At 71.5% G+C, this 17,187-nt stretch carries 15 protein-coding genes; 12 read left to right on the top strand and 3 right to left on the bottom strand.

Features of this window, described 5'->3' with window-relative positions; translation table 11 throughout:
- Position 1: 1 nt before the first annotated feature.
- Both ASD16_RS20915 and ASD16_RS20910 read right to left on the bottom strand, forming a co-directional pair.
- A complete protein-coding gene (locus tag ASD16_RS20915) occupies positions 2–1,291 on the bottom strand; it encodes an ABC transporter substrate-binding protein (RefSeq protein ID WP_082571045.1) in 1,290 nt (429 codons plus the stop codon).
- The gene (locus ASD16_RS20910) at positions 1,288–3,498 is read right to left on the bottom strand and encodes an alpha-galactosidase (RefSeq protein ID WP_082571044.1); all 2,211 of its coding nucleotides are present in this window, start codon (positions 3,496–3,498) and stop codon (positions 1,288–1,290) included. Before ASD16_RS20910 ends, ASD16_RS20915 begins: the two co-directional genes overlap by 4 nt.
- Positions 3,499–3,610: 112 nt before the next feature.
- Here ASD16_RS20910 and ASD16_RS20905 point away from each other — a divergent pair, with 112 nt between their 5' ends.
- The 12 genes from ASD16_RS20905 to ASD16_RS20850 all read left to right on the top strand — a co-directional run bounded on the left by ASD16_RS20905 (position 3,611) and on the right by ASD16_RS20850 (position 16,270).
- Positions 3,611–4,762 carry an ROK family transcriptional regulator gene (locus ASD16_RS20905; protein WP_055922669.1) on the top strand — a complete coding sequence of 384 codons (1,152 nt, stop codon included), beginning with the start codon at positions 3,611–3,613 and terminating at the stop codon, positions 4,760–4,762.
- A gap of 13 nt (positions 4,763–4,775) precedes the next feature.
- Positions 4,776–6,464, top strand: a complete 1,689-nt coding sequence (locus tag ASD16_RS20900; RefSeq protein WP_055922666.1) for an alpha-glucosidase — start codon at positions 4,776–4,778, stop codon at positions 6,462–6,464.
- Positions 6,465–6,542: 78 nt separating this feature from the next.
- A complete protein-coding gene (locus tag ASD16_RS20895; RefSeq protein ID WP_055922663.1) occupies positions 6,543–7,271 on the top strand; it encodes a DUF2306 domain-containing protein in 729 nt (242 codons plus the stop codon).
- Positions 7,272–7,339: 68 nt separating this feature from the next.
- A complete protein-coding gene (locus ASD16_RS20890) occupies positions 7,340–7,774 on the top strand; it encodes a hypothetical protein (protein WP_055922660.1) in 435 nt (144 codons plus the stop codon).
- Positions 7,775–7,864: 90 nt separating this feature from the next.
- Positions 7,865–8,443: a pyridoxamine 5'-phosphate oxidase family protein gene (locus ASD16_RS20885; RefSeq protein WP_055922657.1), complete on the top strand. Its 579-nt coding sequence runs from the start codon at positions 7,865–7,867 to the stop codon at positions 8,441–8,443.
- A gap of 251 nt (positions 8,444–8,694) precedes the next feature.
- A complete protein-coding gene (locus tag ASD16_RS20880; protein WP_055922653.1) occupies positions 8,695–10,539 on the top strand; it encodes an acetolactate synthase large subunit in 1,845 nt (614 codons plus the stop codon).
- A gap of 3 nt (positions 10,540–10,542) precedes the next feature.
- Positions 10,543–11,067, top strand: a complete 525-nt coding sequence (gene ilvN / locus ASD16_RS20875) for an acetolactate synthase small subunit (RefSeq protein ID WP_055922650.1) — start codon at positions 10,543–10,545, stop codon at positions 11,065–11,067.
- Positions 11,068–11,112: 45 nt separating this feature from the next.
- A complete protein-coding gene (ilvC, locus tag ASD16_RS20870; RefSeq protein WP_055922647.1) occupies positions 11,113–12,141 on the top strand; it encodes a ketol-acid reductoisomerase in 1,029 nt (342 codons plus the stop codon).
- A 199-nt stretch (positions 12,142–12,340) separates the two neighbouring features.
- Positions 12,341–12,895: an ASCH domain-containing protein gene (locus tag ASD16_RS20865; protein WP_055922643.1), complete on the top strand. Its 555-nt coding sequence runs from the start codon at positions 12,341–12,343 to the stop codon at positions 12,893–12,895.
- A gap of 63 nt (positions 12,896–12,958) precedes the next feature.
- Positions 12,959–14,023, top strand: coding sequence for a 3-isopropylmalate dehydrogenase (locus ASD16_RS20860; protein WP_055922640.1), 1,065 nt, complete (start codon positions 12,959–12,961; stop codon positions 14,021–14,023).
- Between the two features lie 94 nt (positions 14,024–14,117).
- Positions 14,118–15,227 carry a branched-chain amino acid aminotransferase gene (locus tag ASD16_RS20855; RefSeq protein ID WP_055922637.1) on the top strand — a complete coding sequence of 370 codons (1,110 nt, stop codon included), beginning with the start codon at positions 14,118–14,120 and terminating at the stop codon, positions 15,225–15,227.
- Positions 15,227–16,270: a serine hydrolase gene (locus ASD16_RS20850; RefSeq protein ID WP_055922634.1), complete on the top strand. Its 1,044-nt coding sequence runs from the start codon at positions 15,227–15,229 to the stop codon at positions 16,268–16,270. Before ASD16_RS20855 ends, ASD16_RS20850 begins: the two co-directional genes overlap by 1 nt.
- A 3-nt stretch (positions 16,271–16,273) precedes the next feature.
- On the opposite strand, the gene ASD16_RS20845 is transcribed toward ASD16_RS20850, so the two are convergent.
- Entirely contained in the window at positions 16,274–16,885 is a 612-nt protein-coding gene (locus tag ASD16_RS20845) for a DUF6069 family protein (RefSeq protein WP_055922631.1), read from the bottom strand.
- Positions 16,886–17,187 lie beyond the last annotated feature (302 nt).

Below are 17,187 nucleotides of genomic sequence, written 5' to 3'. Positions count from 1 at the left end.
GTCATTCTCCCGTCACGGGGATGGTGCGAGCGGCGACCTTGCTCCACTCGCTGTCGAGGGTGGCGAGCGCAGCCTCTGCGTCGCCGCTGAACAGGAACTGCTGGTCGATGGCCGCCAGCGGGATGCTGGGCGGGATCTGGTGGTCGATGAAGCCGGCGATCCGGCCCTCGTCGAAGTACGGCGCGACCGACTGGATCGCCGGCTCGTCGCTGAGCTCGGCCCCCTCCACGGACGGGACCATGTTCTGCGAGGCGGCGAACTCCTCGATCACGTCCTTCTGGAACAGGTAGTCGATGAACCGCAGCGCCTCCTCCTTGCGCGGGGAGTCCTTGGCCATCGTGACGACGACGTCGACGCCGGAGACGAGCACCCGGTCGGCGGGGTCGTCCGCGGCCGGGTACGGGAAGATCCCCGCCCGGATGTCCGGGTTGATCCCCTTGACCGGGCTCAGCGCCCAGATGCCCTGCAGGAGCATGGCGACCTCGCCGTTCGCGAACGCAGCGTTGCCGTCGTCGTACGTCGCGCCCCGGTACCCGTCCTGCATGTACTCGAACAGCTGGTACTGCTGGTCCATCGCCTCGGCGAAGTTCTTCTCGAACGACACCTCCGAGTCGGGGCCGGTGTCCTCGCCCTGCTCGCGCATCTGGTCGAAGAAGTCGTCCATCGCGGGGTACGCGCCGAGGGCGTTGAAGGACGGCAGCCCGGTCCACGAGTCGGCCAGGGTGCCGTAGAACGGGGTGATGCCCGCGGCCTCGAGCGCGTCGCACACGGCGATGAGCTCGTCCCACGTCTCGGGGACCTCGAGGCCCTGCTCCTCGAAGATGTCCTGGTTGTAGATGACCCCGTTGGCGTTGTTGACGTAGCCGAGTCCGCTGACCTCGTCACCGTTGGTGCCCAGGTCCGCGATGATCTCCTGCACCGCGGGGTTGATGGTGTCGAGCACGGGCTCGTTCGAGAAGTCGTAGAAGACCCCGGCCTGCGCGAGCCGCCCGAAGTTCCCGCTGGCGTTCAGCGTGATGACGTCCGGCGCCTTGTCCTTGACCAGGAGCGTCCGGATGGCCGTGTCGGCGTCGGCGACCTGGTTCTGCACGACGCGGATGTCGGGGTTCTCCGCCTCGAAGTCGGCGATGATCTGGTTGAAGTCCTCGAGCGCCTCACCCTTGAACTGGAAGAAGCTCAGGGTGGTCACGCCGTCGGACGGTTCGTTCGCGCAGCCGGCGACGGCCGCCAGCAGGGCGACCGCCCCGGCCGCCGCAGCCACGCGACCTCGTCGCGTCATTCGGTGTCTCATCGTGCGCCTCCTTGCGCCTGGGGTGGTGCTCCGTTCTCGGCAACCAGCTCGATGACGGTGGATCTCTGGGGGTACTGGACCGGGGGTCGCAGGCCGACGGCGTCGAGCTCGTGGCCCGTCAGTGCGATGCCGTGGTCCTGCCACTCGAGGCCCGACTGGGCCGCGGCGCTCGTCGAGCCGCCGACGACCCGGATGCGGTACTGCCGTCCGGGGTCGAGCCCGGGGATCCGGACCCGTCCGGGCGGGTAGGCGACGGTCGTGTCGGTCTGCGTGAGGGTGAACACGGCCGAGGAGCTGTCGCTCGCGACGATGCCGCGGACGTCGATGCCGGGCTCGGTGCCGTCGACGTCGACGGTGCGACCTGTGGCCACGAGCGGGCGGATGCGCTTGGCGAGCGCGACCCACGCGGCGATACGGGCGCGGGTCTCGTCGTCGGTCGCGGTGAGGTCCCACTCGATCCCGACATGCCCGAAGAGGGCGACCGCGGCGCTGAAGTCCAGGTCGACGGTCCGGCCCGTGGAGTGCACGACGGGGCTGGTCAGGTGCATGCCCATCAGCTCGGGCGGCACCAGCAGGGCCGTGTACCGCTGGTTGGTCAGGCGCTCGAGCGGGTCGAGGGTGTCGCTGGTCCAGATGCGGTCGGTGCGGGCCAGGATGCCCAGGTCGACGCGCGCGCCCCCCGAGGCGCAGCTCTCGATCTCCAGCCCGGGGTGGCGGGCCTTGAGCTCGTCGAGCAGCCGGTAGAGCGCCAGCGTGTGCGCGCGGACCCGGGCGACGCCCTCCGGGCCGCTGCCGGCATCGAGCAGGTCGCGGTTGTGGTCCCACTTCAGGTACGCGATCGGGTACTCGTCCACCAAGGAGTGCAAGCGCTCCGCCACGTAGGCGTAGGCGTCGTCGTGCGCGAGGTCGAGCACCTGCTGCTGGCGTGCCGACGGCGGCAGGGCCATCCGCGCCCGCAGGATCCAGTCCGGGTGCTCCCGCGCGAGGTCGCTGTCGGGGTTGACCATCTCGGGCTCCACCCACAGCCCGAACTCCATCCCGCGCTCCTGGACATGGGCCACGAGGGGGTGCAGCCCGTCGGGCCAGACGGTCGCGTCGACGTACCAGTCACCCAGCCCGGCCGTGTCGTCGCGCCGGCCGGCGAACCACCCGTCGTCGAGCACGAACCGCTCGACGCCGACGGACGCGGCAGCGTCTGCGAGCGCGGTCAGCCGCTCGAGCGAGTGGTCGAAGTAGACGGCCTCCCACGTGTTGAGGGTGATCGGCCGGGCTCGGCGAGGATGGGCCGGTCGGCGTCGCCACTCGTCGTGGAACCGGTGGGCGAGCTCGCTCAGCCCGTCTCCCCAGGAGCCGATGACCTCCGGCGACGTGATCGACGCGCCGGGTGCGAGGACGACCTCCCCGGGGGCGAACAGCTCGCCGCCGGCGAGGAACGCCTCGCCCGACACGGACCGCTCCGCGACGAGCCGGTGGTTGCCGCTCCACGCGACGTGGACGGCGTGGACCCGTCCACGCTCGAACCCGAACCCGGGACGACCGGCGGCCAGCAGGAGGGTGGCGTCCGCGCCCGGCCGACCGCGGCGGCTCTCGCGAACGTAGGTCCCGTACCCGAAGGGGTGCCGCTGCGGCGACCGTTCCCGCAGATGGCGCCCGGTGGTGTCGAGGATCTCGGTGGCGTCCCACGGCACGGGGAACGCGAGGTGCAGGTGCTGGACGGTGTAGCGGGAGTCGCCGTCGTTGCGCAGCGTGATGCGCTGGCGGAGCAGTCCGGCGGCGCCGACGCCGAGCTCCAGCTGCACGCTGAGCCGGGCCTCCCGGTCGACGAGCGACAGCAGCGCGCGGTGGTAGTCGGCCTGGACGTCGACGAGCTCCAGCCGGACGCTGAACGAGGCTCCGTCGCGGTGCCCTTCCAGGCCGGGTGTGCCGAGCCAGCCGCCCCCCGGCGTCGCGACGAGCGTGGCGCGCGCGGTCTCGTCCAGGCCGCCCGAGACCCGCTGCGGGCGTGCCGCGACGGCCAGATTGCGCAGCGTCTGCTCGCTCGAACCCGTGAGCTCCTCGCCCCAGTGCACGATCGCCGGGTGCGGGAGGGCGTCGAGGTCGACCACGACGCTGGTGCCGCCGCGGTGCAGGTGCAGCACCCGTCCCGCCGCGTCGGGCTGGGATGCGGTAGCGGTGTGGTCGGTCGTCACCTCGTCGTGGGAGAGCATGGGTTAGTTCTAACACGGAAGAAAGAGACTGCACAAGACGCGCCAATCACAGAAATCACCCGGTTCCCGTCGCCGTTCGTGCCATGATGGAACCAATGAACCGGTCGAGCGCATGCTGAGTGACAGCGAGAGAGCCCTCGCACGCGCGGTGCTGATCCATGGGCCGATCTCCCGGAGCGAGCTGACCAGCCGCCTGGGGCTGTCGCCGCCGAGCCTCACGCGCCTGGCCAAGCCGTTCCTCGACCGCGGGCTCATGGTCGAGCTCGACGACCGGTCCGACGGGTCGGTCGGCCGGCCCGTCCGGCCGCTCGACGTGCGTCCGGGCCTGGCGCACTTCGCGGGCGTCAAGATCACGGGGCAGGCCCTCCACGTGGTCGCGACCGACGTGCGCGCGGGACTCCTGGCCTACGAGGAGCACCCGCTGCAGCGCCGCGACCCGGAGGGCGTCGCCGCCGAGATCGCCCGCGCGGTCCGCGGGCTGGGCGTCGACCGCCTGGCGGGCGTCGGGGTGTCGCTCGGGGGTGCCGTCCGGGACGGCCGGGTGGAGTTCGCCCCGTTCCTCGACTGGACCGACGTGCCCCTGGCCGCCCTCGTCGAGGCCGAGCTGGGAGTCCCGGCGTCGATCGAGAACGACCTCGTCGCCCTCGCCGAGGCCGAGCGCTGGTTCGGGCGCGGAGCCGGCATCCCCGGGTTCGTCGTCATCACCATCGGTGCCGGCATCGGCTACGCGCTCGTCGTGAACGGCCAGGCCGTGCACTCGCGCGAGGCGGGCGTCGGCCTGGGCGGGCACATCCCGCTCGCCGCCACCGGGCCCGTCTGCCACGCGGGTCACCGCGGGTGCGCGGAGGCCATGCTCACGTCGGGGTCGATCGCGGCCCAGGTGTCGGCCGCCCTGCAGCGCCCGGTCGACTACGACGAGGTGCTGCGGCTCGCGGCGGCGGGCGACCCCGCGGCGACGACCGTCGTCGACGAGGCCGCTGATGCTCTCGGACGTCTGGTCGCGATGGCCGCCAACCTGACCCTGCAGCCCGCGGCCGTGCTCGCCGGCGAGGGGATCGGGCTGTTCGCGCTGGCGGAGGACCGGGTGCGGGCGGCCGTCGCCGCGGACCGGGACCCGCGCGCCGAGCCCGTCGGGCTCTACGTCGACGACTCCGGCTTCTCCGCCTGGGCCCGCGGCGCCGCCACCATCGCGATCCAGGACGCCGTCGACCGCATCGACCTCGACCAGGTGGAGCAGGAGCTGCTGCCCATCCCCGCACCGTGAGAGGAGCCCCCGCATGACGTGGACGACGCAGGACGCCCCCTGGTGGACGAGTGCCGTCGTGTACCAGGTGTACCCGCGCTCGTTCGCCGACTCGGACGGCGACGGCATCGGTGACCTGCGCGGCATCCTCGGACGGCTGGACCACCTGGCCGAGCTGGGCGTCGACGTCGTCTGGCTGTCGCCGATCTACGCCTCCCCGCAGGACGACAACGGGTACGACATCAGCGACTACCAGGCGGTCGACCCGGTGTTCGGCACGCTGGAGGACCTCGACGACCTGGTCGCGGCGCTGCACGAGCGGGGCATGAAGCTGGTCATGGACCTCGTCGTCAACCACACGTCCGACGAGCACGCGTGGTTCGTCGAGTCCCGGGACCCGTCGAGCCCGAAGCGCGACTGGTACTGGTGGCGGCCGCCCCGCGACGGGATGGCGGCGGGCGCCCCGGGTGCCGAGCCGACCAACTGGGGGTCCTTCTTCGGGGGATCGGTCTGGGAGCTCGACGCGGCCTCCGGCGAGTACTTCCTGCACCTGTTCAGCCGCAAGCAGCCGGACCTGAACTGGGAGAACCCGCAGGTCCGCGAGGCGGTCTACGCGATGATGCGCTGGTGGCTGGACCGGGGTGTCGACGGCTTCCGCATGGACGTCATCAACCTCATCTCGAAGGACCCGGCGCTGCCCGACGGGGTGGTCACGGGCGGGCTGCTCGCCGACGGCTCCGCGTCCTACGTCTGTGGCCCGCGCATCCACGAGTTCCTCGCGGAGATGCACCGGGAGGTCTTCGCCGGCCGCCCCGACCGGCTGCTGACGGTCGGGGAGATGCCGGGTGTCACGGTCGAGCAGGCGCGTGACTTCACGGACCCGGCGCGCGCCGAGGTCGACATGGTGTTCCAGTTCGAGCACGTCGGCCTCGACCACGGCCCGGGCGGCAAGTTCGACGTCCGCCCGCTGCGGCTGCTCGACCTGAAGGCGTCGTTCGGCCGCTGGCAGGCGGGGCTGGCCGACGTCGGCTGGAACAGCCTCTACTGGGACAACCACGACCAGCCGCGGATCGTCTCCCGGTTCGGTGACGACGGCGAGTTCCGACGGGAGTCGGCGACCATGCTGGCCACCGTCCTGCACCTGCACCGCGGCACGCCGTACGTCTACCAGGGCGAGGAGCTCGGGATGACGAACGCGCACTTCACGCGGTTCGACCAGTACCGGGACATCGAGACGCTCAACCACGTCGCGATCGCGCGGTCGGTGGGCACCGGGTCGGACGAGGACCTGCTGGCGGGCATCGCCGCGATGGGCCGGGACAACGCACGGACCCCGATGCAGTGGGACGACACCCCGCACGCCGGCTTCACGACGGGAACGCCGTGGCTCGAGGTGAACGCCAACTACCCGACGGTGAACGCGGCGGCGGAACGTGCGGACCCCGGCTCGGTCTTCCACCACTACCGCGCGCTCATCGCGCTGCGGCACGAGGACCCGGTGGTCGCTCTCGGGGACTTCACGATGCTCCTGCCGGACCACGAGCACGTCTACGCGTTCACCCGACGCCTCGGCGACGTCACGCTGACGGTCCTGGGCAACTTCTCGGGCGAGGAGCAGGAGGTCTCCCTCGAGCACGGGGCCAGTGAGCTGGTGCTGGGCAACTACCCACCTCCGCTCGGCACGGCCCTGCGGCCGTGGGAGGCGAGGGTCTACCGTTCCTGACGGTGGGGCCAACCCCCGGGGCCACCCGTGGGTGGACAGGACAGACCGGGACCAATCGGACTGGCTAGCGTCGCGATCATGACGATCACGACGGCACCGCCGACGCAAGCCGTCCCCGTCGAGACCCCTCGCCACCGGACCGGCTGGACCGCGGTGGCGCTCTCGTCGCTGGCCATCGTCGCGTTCGCGGTGACCCCGTACCTGACCTCGTCCCTGCGCGAGCTCAGCGACGAGAGCTTCGGCCTGGCGTCCGCCTACGCGGACCAGCCGGCGTTCGTGCGGGCGGCGTTCTACGTGCACATCGTCGGCGGCGGGCTCGCGCTCCTCCTGGGGCCGTGGCAGTTCTGGGCGGGACTGCGCCGTCGTCGCCCCCGCGTGCATCGCTGGACCGGGCGCGGCTACCTGACCGCGGTCGCTGTCGGCGGCGTGGCCGCGCTCGTGATGGCGCCGTTCAACAGCGTGGGTTTCGTCGGGTTCTTCGGCTTCGGCACGCTCGGCGTCCTGTGGCTGTGGACGGGCTGGCGCGGCTACCGGGCGATCCGCTCCGGGGACGTACGCGCGCACCAGGCGTGGATGATCCGCAACTTCGCGTGCACGTTCGCCGCGGTGACGCTGCGGCTGTGGATCGGGGTGCTGCTGGGCGTCCAGATCCCGTTCCTGGGCAGCGAGCCGGACATCGAGGCGGCGTTCGCGAACGCCTACGCGGCGGTCCCGTTCCTGGCCTGGCTGCCCAACGTCGTGGTCGCCGAGCTGATGATCCGCCGCCGCGGCCTCCCGGCGCTGCGGGTCGACGACTCCGCGCGCTGACAGGAGCTCCCGTCGTCGGGAGGACCGCACCACCGGCGCCACCCCCGGGGCTCCCCTACGATCCGGCCATGCGCACCAGCGGGCGTGACCTGTTCTCGGCGCTCGTCGTCGCTGTCCTCGTCGTCGGAGCGGCAGGCTGCGGCGCGGAACCAGCCGCGGACGCCACGTCCACAGGCTCCGCGGTCGAGTGCCCCACGACCCCGCGCGACCCGGTCAGCGCCGAGCAGGCGGCCTCCTGCGTCTACCAGGGGTGGATCCACGGCGACGAGGCACTCGCAGCCGCCTACGGACGCGCCGGGATCCTCGACGACCTTCCGATCGCGATGGCGGACCCCGAGCTGACGCTCGCGGGCTGCAGCGACGACGGCGGCGAGAAGATCGACGGGCACGCGTGCATCTGGGAGGGAACCAGCTCGGACGGGCCCGTGTCGGTCGAGATGGCCATGACAGGAAGCGACACCGACGGATTCCGGGTGTCCGCGACGGCCGTCGTGCACAGCTAGATCGCAGACGCTCGGGGTGGGCGTGGGAGCGGCGCGCTGGTGGTGGACGCCGCAGCGGGCGCCCGTCGGGTGGTGGTTAGGCTCCACGGCATGGGCAAGGTGCACGAGAAGATCGACGGCCGGCTGCGTGCCTTCATCGACGCACAGCCGATGTTCTTCGTCGCGACGGCGCCGAGCGGCCCCGACGGGCACGTGAACCTCTCGCCCAAGGGCATCGCCGGCTCGTTCGTGGTGCTCGACGAGCACACGGTCGCCTACCTCGACCTGACCGCCAGCGGCGCCGAGACCATCGCGCACCTGCGCGACGACGGCCGGATCACGCTCATGTTCTGCGCGTTCCAGGGGCCGCCCAACATCGTCCGGCTGTACGGCCGCGGCCGGTTCGTCACCCTGTACGACGAGGGTTTCGACGAGCTCGCCGCGCTGTTCCCCGAGACGCGCGGTGCCCGGGCGGTGATCGTCGTCGAGGTCGACCGGGTCTCCGACTCGTGCGGCTACGGCGTCCCGCTGATGACGCTCGAGGGGGAGCGGGACCTGCTGCCGCCGTACATGGAGCGCAAGGGCGTCGAGGGCCAGGCCGACTACCGCCGGCTCAAGAACCGGACGAGCATCGACGGGCTGCCGGCGTTCGACATGGACCCGGCACCCTCCGCAGTGTCCACCGACTGATCCCGTGAACCACGATGTGAGACGCGACCGTGGTGGCGTGACACATCGGAAACGTGGGCGTAGTGTCCAACGGGTGCAGACGACCATGCTTCTCGTAGTACTTCCTGAGCGCGCCGGCTAGAGGCCTCCCGCACAGGCCTCGTCAGCGCGCTCGCCCCTCGTCCAGCCCGTACGTGGCTCGAGGGGCTTTTCTGTGTTCAGCCCCCGCACGCCACGCGCAGTACCCAGCAGCACGACCCAGGGAGACATCGATGGTCCAGGGCCCTCACCCGGCACCGCCGCGAACGCCCACGCCTACCACCGCTCGCGTCTCGGTTCCCGCCGCGACGTCGAGCGCGATCGGCCCCGAGCAGGTCACCGGCGCGCAGTCGATCGTCCGCTCGCTCGAGGAGGCCGGCGTCGAGGTCGTCTTCGGCATCCCCGGCGGCGCGATCCTCCCGACGTACGACCCGCTGATGGACTCCACCAAGGTCCGCCACATCCTGGTCCGGCACGAGCAGGGCGGCGGCCACGCGGCCGCCGGCTACGCCGCCGCGACCGGCCGGGTCGGCGTCTGCATGGCGACCTCGGGCCCGGGCGCGACGAACCTCGTGACCCCCATCGCCGACGCCCACATGGACTCGGTGCCGCTGGTCGCGATCACCGGTCAGGTGGCCGCGTCCATGATCGGCACGGACGCGTTCCAGGAGGCGGACATCGTCGGCATCACGCTGCCGGTGACCAAGCACAACTACCTGGTGACCGACCCCGACGACATCCCGCGCGTCATCGCCGAGGCGTTCCACATCGCCTCGACGGGCCGCCCGGGTCCGGTGCTGGTGGACATCGCCAAGTCGGCGATGGTCTCCCGCACCACGTTCTCGTGGCCGCAGGAGCTCGAGCTGCCCGGCTACCACCCGGTCACCAAGCCGCACGCCAAGCAGATCCGCGAGGCCGCCCGGCTCATCGCGACGTCGCGCCGCCCGGTCTTCTACGTGGGCGGTGGAGTCATCCGCGCCCGCGCAGCGGCCGAGCTGCGGGCGCTGACCGAGGCGTCCGGCGCGCCCGTCGTGACCACTCTGATGGCCCGGGGCGCGCTGCCCGACTCGCACCCGCAGAACCTCGGCATGCCCGGCATGCACGGCACCGTGGCCGCCGTCGCCGCGCTGCAGAAGGCGGACCTGGTGGTCGCCCTCGGTGCACGCTTCGACGACCGCGTGACCGGCCAGCTGTCGAGCTTCGCGCCCAACGCGACCATCGTGCACGCGGACATCGACCCGGCCGAGATCGGCAAGAACCGCACGGTCGACGTGCCCATCGTCGGAGACCTCAAGGAGGTCATGGCTGACCTGCTGCCCGAGCTCGCCCGCGAGCACACGCAGCACGGCAAGCCCGACCTCGAGGGCTGGTGGCGTCAGCTGGACGACTGGCGCTCGACGTTCCCGCTCGGGTTCGACGAGCCCGCCGACGGCCACCTGGCTCCGCAGCACGTCATCCAGCGGATCGGCGAGCTGTCCGGGCCGGAGTCGATCTTCGCCGCGGGCGTCGGCCAGCACCAGATGTGGGCCGCGCAGTTCATCAAGTACCAGCGGCCCAACTCGTGGCTGAACTCGGGTGGCCTGGGCACCATGGGCTACGCGGTGCCCGCGGCGATGGGCGCCAAGGTCGGGGACCCGTCGCGCACCGTCTGGGCCATCGACGGCGACGGCTGCTTCCAGATGACCAACCAGGAGCTGGCCACCTGCACCATCAACGAGATCCCGATCAAGGTCGCGATCATCAACAACTCGTCGCTCGGCATGGTGCGGCAGTGGCAGACCCTGTTCTACGAGTCCCGCTACTCCAACACCGACCTCAACACCGGGCACGGCACCGTGCGCATCCCCGACTTCGTGAAGATGGCGGACGCGTACGGCTGCGCCGGGCTGCGCTGCGAGACGGTCGGCGACGTCGACGCGACCATCAAGCGCGCGCTCGAGATCAACGACCAGCCGGTCGTCATCGACTTCACCGTCTCGCGGGACGCGATGGTGTGGCCGATGGTCGCCGCCGGCGTCAGCAACGACGACATCCAGTACGCGCGCGGGATCAGCCCCGCGTGGGACCGGGAGGACTGAGCCATGTCCCGTCACACCTTGTCGGTCCTCGTGGAGAACAAGCCCGGCGTGCTGACGCGCGTCGCCGGCCTGTTCGCGCGGCGGTCGTTCAACATCCACTCGCTCGCGGTCGGTCCCACCGAGCACGACGAGATCTCCCGGATCACGGTCGTCGTCGACGTCGACGCCCTGCCGCTGGAGCAGGTGACCAAGCAGCTGAACAAGCTGATCAACGTCATCAAGATCGTCGAGCTGGAGGACTCCGCGTCCGTCCAGCGCGAGCTGCTGCTGGTGAAGGTCAAGGCCGACGCCACGCAGCGCACCGGGGTCCTCGAGGTCGTCCAGCTGTTCCGGGCGCACGTCGTGGACGTCGTGCCGGACACCGTCGTCATCGAGGCGACCGGCGGACCGGGCAAGCTCGACGCCCTGCTCGCCGCCCTGGAGCCGTTCGGCATCCGGGAGATCGTGCAGTCGGGCACCGTGGCCATCGGCCGCGGGTCCCGCTCGATCACGGACCGCGCCCTGGAGCGCGTCAACCGCAGCGCCTGACTCTTCCCCCTTTTCCGCAGCACCCATCACCGAGGAGAACCCATCGTGGCCGAGCTGTTCTACGACGACGACGCCGACCTGTCGATCATCGCCAACAAGAAGGTCGCCGTCATCGGCTACGGCAGCCAGGGGCACGCGCACAGCCTCAACCTGCGCGACTCCGGTGTCGACGTGACCGTCGGCCTGCGCGAGGGCTCCGCGTCCCGCGCCAAGGCCGAGAACCAGGGCCTCAAGGTCGCCTCGGTGGCCGACGCGGTCCGCGAGGCCGACGTCGTCGTCATCCTGGCCCCCGACCAGGTGCAGCGCATCGTCTACCGCGACGAGATCGAGCCCAACCTCAAGGACGGCGCCGCGCTCGTCTTCGGCCACGGCTTCAACATCCGCTTCGGCTACATCAAGCCGGCCGCGGGTCACGACGTGCTCATGGTCGCCCCCAAGGGTCCGGGTCACCTGGTCCGCCGCGAGTACGTCGACGGCCGCGGCGTGCCCGTGATCGTCGCCGTCGAGCAGGACGCGTCGGGCTCCGCGTGGGACCTCGCGCTGTCCTACGCCAAGGCGATCGGTGGCCTGCGCGCCGCCGGCATCAAGACGACCTTCACCGAGGAGACCGAGACCGACCTGTTCGGTGAGCAGGCCGTCCTGTGCGGTGGCGTCTCGCAGCTCATCCAGTACGGCTTCGAGACCCTGACCGAGGCCGGCTACCAGCCCGAGGTCGCGTACTTCGAGGTCCTGCACGAGCTGAAGCTCATCGTCGACCTCATCTTCGAGGGCGGCATCACCAAGCAGCGCTGGTCCGTGTCCGACACCGCCGAGTACGGCGACTACGTGTCCGGCCCCCGCGTCATCACGCCCGACGTGAAGACGAACATGCAGGCCGTCCTCGCGGACATCCAGAACGGCGCGTTCGCGGAGCGCTTCATCAACGACCAGGACGCCGGCGCGCCGGAGTTCAAGGAGCTGCGCGAGAAGGGCCAGAACCACCCGATCGAGCCCGTCGGCCGCGAGCTGCGCAAGCTGTTCGCCTGGGTCAAGCCGTCGGAGACCGACTATGTCGAGGGCAGCGCGGCGCGCTGATCCACCCTTCACCCCAGAACGGCACCCGGGCTCACCCGGGTGCCGTTCTGCGTCGCGCCGAGATCGTGGGTTCGTCACGAGTGCGTGGGTCCGCACCCACGGTCTCGTGCCGGACCCACGATCTCGTCCGGGGCGGTCGCGATGTGCCGGTGGCCAGCGGGTACGCAAGGATGGGGGCCACCACGACGGAGGGACGACGATGACCGACGAGCAGGTAGAGCCGGCCGAGCACGCAGCCGAGGGAGCGGTCGAGGACCTCCGCGTCGCGGCGTTCTGGCAGGCGGCGCGCGGGCACGTCGGGATGGGCAAGCTGGACCAGGTGCTGGGCGGGACCGCTGACGACGTGGTGCCGCCGCCGTCGTGGTCCTACGGCGACGACGCCGAGGCGGACGACCTGCTGGCCCGGGTGCTCGACGGGCGCAAGACCGCCACGGCGCTCGCGGTCGCCGAGCTGACCCAGGTGGGGCTCGAGGTCCCGCGCGTGGGGGACCTGTCGATCGTCGTGGACGGTGCTGGGGACCCGCGCGCGCTGCTGCGCACCACCGACGTCGAGGTGGTCCCGTTCGACCAGGTGACGGCGGAGCACGCGGCGGCGGAGGCCGAGGGTGACGGCTCGCTGGAGTCCTGGCGGGCGCAGCACGAGGAGTCCTGGCGCCGCGTGCTGGGGGAGGCGTTCTCACCGTCGCTCGACGTCATGCTGGAGCGGTTCGAGCTGATCTACCCGACGACCGGCCCGACGCCCGCGGTCGACTGAGCGGCGCGTTCCGCAGGATGAGACATCCGTCCCGAGCGGTGGGACGGGGTTTAGGCTCGCTCCATGGTCGACACCTCTGCTGCCCGGGACATCCGCCTCGCCGTCGTCGCTGGTGACGGGATCGGCACGGAGGTCGTCGAGCAGGGTCTGCTGGCCCTCGACACCGCGCTGCACGGGGGCGCGGTCACGGTCTCGACGACGGACTTCGACCTGGGTGCCCGCCGCTGGCACGCGACCGGCGAGACCCTCACGGACACCGACCTCGACGCGATCCGCGCGCACGACGCCATCCTGCTGGGCGCCATCGGTGACCCGAGCGTGCCGTCGGGCGTGCTGGAGCGTGGGCTGCTGCTCAAGCTGCGCTTCGCCCTGGACCACTACGTCAACCTGCGCCCCAGCCGGCTGTACCCCGGCGTCGCGTCCCCGCTGGGCAACCCGGGCGAGATCGACTTCGTGGTGGTCCGCGAGGGCACCGAGGGCCCGTACGTGGGCAACGGCGGCGCCATCCGCGTCGGGACCCCGCACGAGGTGGCCAACGAGGTCAGCGTGAACACCGCGTTCGGCGTCGAGCGCGTCGTCCGTGACGCCTTCGCGCGGGCCGCGGCCCGCCCGCGCAAGAAGCTCACGCTCGTGCACAAGCACAACGTCCTCGTGCACGCCGGCCACCTGTGGCGCCGCACGGTCGAGACCGTGAACGCCGACTTCCCCGACGTGACGGTCGACTACCTGCACGTGGACGCGGCGACCATCTTCCTGGTCACCAACCCGGCGCGGTTCGACGTGATCGTCACCGACAACCTGTTCGGCGACATCCTCACGGACCTCGCGGCTGCCATCACGGGCGGCATCGGGCTCGCGGCGTCGGCCAACATCAACCCGGACCGCACGGCGCCCAGCATGTTCGAGCCGGTGCACGGCTCGGCGCCGGACATCGCCGGTCAGGGCAAGGCCGACCCCACCGCCACCGTCTTGTCGGTCGCCCTGCTGCTCGAGCACCTGGGCCTGACGGCCGAGGCCGCGCGGGTCGAGAAGGCCGTCGCCGACGACATCGCGGACCGCAAGGGAGCCGAGCGAGTACGGTCGACGGCCGAGGTGGGCAAGGACCTCGCCGCGCGTATCGCCGGCTGATCCGTCTCCTCGGGGCCCCTCGGCCCCGCCCGGATACCACCCGGCCGTCCTCACCGGTACCGTCAAACCTGACTCTGGTGAAAGGCCCCCGCACATGAGCACCACGACCCACCCCACGTCTGCCGACCTCTTCGAGATCCAGCGGACCGACACCCCCGTCCCCGACGAGCAGCGCGAGGCAGCGCTCGCGTCGCCGAAGTTCGGCACCGTGTTCACCGAGCACATGGCCCGCATCACGTACTCGAACGAGGACGGCTGGACCGGTCGTCGCGTCGAGAAGTACGGCCCCCTGCTGCTGGACCCGGCGACCGCCGTCCTGCACTACGGGCAGGAGATCTTCGAGGGCATGAAGGCGTACCGCCACGCCGACGGCTCGGTGTGGACGTTCCGGCCGCGGGACAACGCGGCCCGCTTCACGCGCTCGGCCCGTCGCCTGGCGCTGCCGGAGCTGTCCGAGGCGGACTTCCTGGGCGCCATCGAGGCGCTCGTCGCGACGGACGTCACCTGGGTGCCGTCCGGCGAGGAGACGAGCCTCTACCTGCGCCCGTTCATGTACGCCTCCGAGACGTTCCTGGGCGTGCGGCCCTCGCTCGAGGCGGAGTTCCTCGTCATCGCGTCGCCGGTCGGGCCGTACTTCGCCGGCGGCGTGCGACCGGTGTCCATCTGGGTGGACCAGGAGTACCACCGCGCCGGTGCCGGGGGCACGGGTGCCGCCAAGTGCGGTGGCAACTACGCCGCGAGCCTCCTGCCGCAGCAGCTCGCCTACGCCAAGGGCTTCGAGCAGGTGTGCTTCCTGGACGCGTCGACCAACACCCAGCTCGAGGAGCTGGGCGGGATGAACGTGTTCATCGTGCACGCCGACGGCAGCGTTGCCACGCCGCCGGTGTCCGGCTCGATCCTGGAGGGTGTGACGCGCTCGTCCATCCTGCGGCTCCTGACGGACGCGGGCCACGAGGTGTCCGAGCGCCAGATCCCGTTGTCGGAGCTGCGCGAGGGCCTCGCCGACGGGTCGGTGCGCGAGGTGTTCGCGTGCGGCACGGCCGCGGTCATGACGCCCATCGGCCGGATGGCCAGCGACGACTTCGACCTCACGGTCGGCGACGGTAACGCCGGCCCGGTGACCACCCGCATCCGCGCGGAGCTCACCGACATCCAGTACGGCCGCGCGACCGACCGGCACGGCTGGCTCCACCGGCTCGTGTGATGGACGCCGCCGCCGGGGCTGGTCGCGTCACGAACGCCGCTGACCTGGTCGCGGACGTCGACCGGATTGCGGCCGAGAGCAGCTTCGCCGGGGTGGTGCGGGTGGACCGCGCCGGCACGACGGAGCTCTCGGCCGCGTACGGTCTGGCCGACCGACGGCACGGCATCGCCATGACGCCGGACTCCCAGGTCGCGATCGCGAGCGGGTCCAAGGGCATGACCGCGCTCGCCGTGATGAGCCTGGTGGAGGAGGGGACGCTCTCGCTCGGCACCACGGCCCGGTCGCTGCTGGGGACGGACCTTCCCCTGATCGCCGACGACGTCACGGTCGAGCACCTGCTGGGGCACACGTCGGGCATCGGCGACTACCTCGACGAGGACGACGACATCCCGATCAGCGCGTACGCGATGACCGTCCCGGTGCACGAGCTGGACAGCACCGAGCAGTTCCTGCGCGTGCTCGACGGGTTCCCCACCGCGTTCCCGGCGGGGGACCGGTTCTTCTACTGCAACGGCGGGTTCGTGGTCCTGGCGCTGCTGGCAGAACGCGCGTCCGGTGTGCCGTTCCACGACCTCGTCCGCGACCGGGTGTGCCGCCCGGCGGGCCTCGCCGACACCGACTTCCTGCGGTCGGACGCCCTCCCCGGCCGCGCGGCGCTGGGGTACGTCGAGATGGACGGGCAGTGGCGGACGAACGTGTTCCACGTACCGGTCCTCGGCACCGGCGACGGCGGGATCTACACCACGGGCGCCGACGTGCACCGGTTCTGGACCGCGCTGTTCGCCGGCGCGATCATCAGCACGGACGGCGTGGCGCAGATGGTGCGGCCGCGCAGCACGGCACCCGAGGACCCGCGACGCTACGGCCTGGGTTTCTGGGTGCACCCCACCCGCGACGTCGCCGAGCTCGAGGGCTACGACGCGGGTGCCTCGTTCCTGAGCCTGCACGACCCGGCCGACGGGCTGACCGTGACGGTGATGGGGACGACCGCCGAGGCGGCATGGCCCCTGGCCCGCTTCCTGCAGGCGCGGCTGGTCGACTGAGGCTCAGTCGATCGGCATCGTCCCCGGGCGCAGCGTGCGGGTCAGCACGCCGATCAGGAGCGACCAGATCGCGATGCCGATGAGCGCGTTCACCAGGCCGGCGGCGATCGAGGACTCGAGCACGTCGGTCCAGGTGAGCGGCAGGAGCGCCGCCGTGAGGGTGCCCAGGAACATGATCCAGCCGAAGAACGCCTTGGGCTTGGGGGTGGTGAGCACGAGCAGGTGCAGCAGCCCGCCGGCGAGCACGGCGATGACGGCGGCCCCGACCACGTAGGCGGCCCCGGTCGAGTCCGTCCCGAAGATGTCCTGCACGACCAGCTCGATGCCGAGGATCTGGTCGACGATCACGACCCCGACGAGGCCGACCAGTGCCGCGACGAGGGCGGTGGCGACGACCCCGGCCCAGAACCGTCCGGCGTCCACGGACGGGTCCGCGGGCCGGGCGGGTGCGACGGGCACGGGCTGCACGGGCTGCACGGGCACGGGTGCGGGCTGCACCGCGGCGGGGTAGACGACGGTCGGATCCGGTGCCGGGGGCGGCGGGGCGGGCGACGGGGCCGGTGTCTGGTGCGGGTAGGCGGACTGGCGCTCCGGCGGGGGAGTGGGGATGGACATCGCTGCCTCCTGAAGGTCGACCGACCTGCGCGCCGCCGGTGACGACACGGGGCAACGCTAGCGAATCGGACATCTGCCCGCGCGGATGCGCGCGGCCGGGTCGTCCAAGGGGTGGAACGCGTGACCACGGAACGTGACGTGTGCCACGATGCACGGGTGACCCGCTCCTCCCTCATTATCGAGTAGCGCGTCGGCCCACCAGCTGACGCGCAGACCTCCCGTACCCCGGGGGGTCTTTTTGTTGGTCGGAGCACCACCCCCGCCCCGACTACCGTCGACTGCACCGGCACACCCCCGCCGGA

The organism is Cellulomonas sp. Root485, assembly GCF_001426705.1.
Lineage (GTDB): Bacteria > Actinomycetota > Actinomycetes > Actinomycetales > Cellulomonadaceae > Cellulomonas.
This window is presented reverse-complemented; position numbering and strand designations above follow the sequence as displayed.

Bases quoted from the DNA above. Each gene is read 5' to 3' on its own strand.
- ASD16_RS20890 (WP_055922660.1), top strand. From the start codon at position 7,340: ATGCGCACCAGCGGGCGTGACCTGTTCTCGGCGCTCGTCGTCGCTGTC.
- ASD16_RS20910 (WP_082571044.1), bottom strand. From the start codon at position 3,498: ATGCTCTCCCACGACGAGGTGACGACCGACCACACCGCTACCGCATCC.
- ASD16_RS20865 (WP_055922643.1), top strand. From the start codon at position 12,341: ATGACCGACGAGCAGGTAGAGCCGGCCGAGCACGCAGCCGAGGGAGCG.
- ilvN (WP_055922650.1), top strand. From the start codon at position 10,543: ATGTCCCGTCACACCTTGTCGGTCCTCGTGGAGAACAAGCCCGGCGTG.
- ASD16_RS20860 (WP_055922640.1), top strand. From the start codon at position 12,959: ATGGTCGACACCTCTGCTGCCCGGGACATCCGCCTCGCCGTCGTCGCT.
- ASD16_RS20900 (WP_055922666.1), top strand. From the start codon at position 4,776: ATGACGTGGACGACGCAGGACGCCCCCTGGTGGACGAGTGCCGTCGTG.
- ASD16_RS20880 (WP_055922653.1), top strand. From the start codon at position 8,695: ATGGTCCAGGGCCCTCACCCGGCACCGCCGCGAACGCCCACGCCTACC.
- ASD16_RS20855 (WP_055922637.1), top strand. From the start codon at position 14,118: ATGAGCACCACGACCCACCCCACGTCTGCCGACCTCTTCGAGATCCAG.
- ASD16_RS20905 (WP_055922669.1), top strand. From the start codon at position 3,611: ATGCTGAGTGACAGCGAGAGAGCCCTCGCACGCGCGGTGCTGATCCAT.
- ASD16_RS20845 (WP_055922631.1), bottom strand. From the start codon at position 16,885: ATGTCCATCCCCACTCCCCCGCCGGAGCGCCAGTCCGCCTACCCGCAC.
- ASD16_RS20915 (WP_082571045.1), bottom strand. From the start codon at position 1,291: ATGAGACACCGAATGACGCGACGAGGTCGCGTGGCTGCGGCGGCCGGG.
- ASD16_RS20895 (WP_055922663.1), top strand. From the start codon at position 6,543: ATGACGATCACGACGGCACCGCCGACGCAAGCCGTCCCCGTCGAGACC.
- ASD16_RS20850 (WP_055922634.1), top strand. From the start codon at position 15,227: ATGGACGCCGCCGCCGGGGCTGGTCGCGTCACGAACGCCGCTGACCTG.
- ASD16_RS20885 (WP_055922657.1), top strand. From the start codon at position 7,865: ATGGGCAAGGTGCACGAGAAGATCGACGGCCGGCTGCGTGCCTTCATC.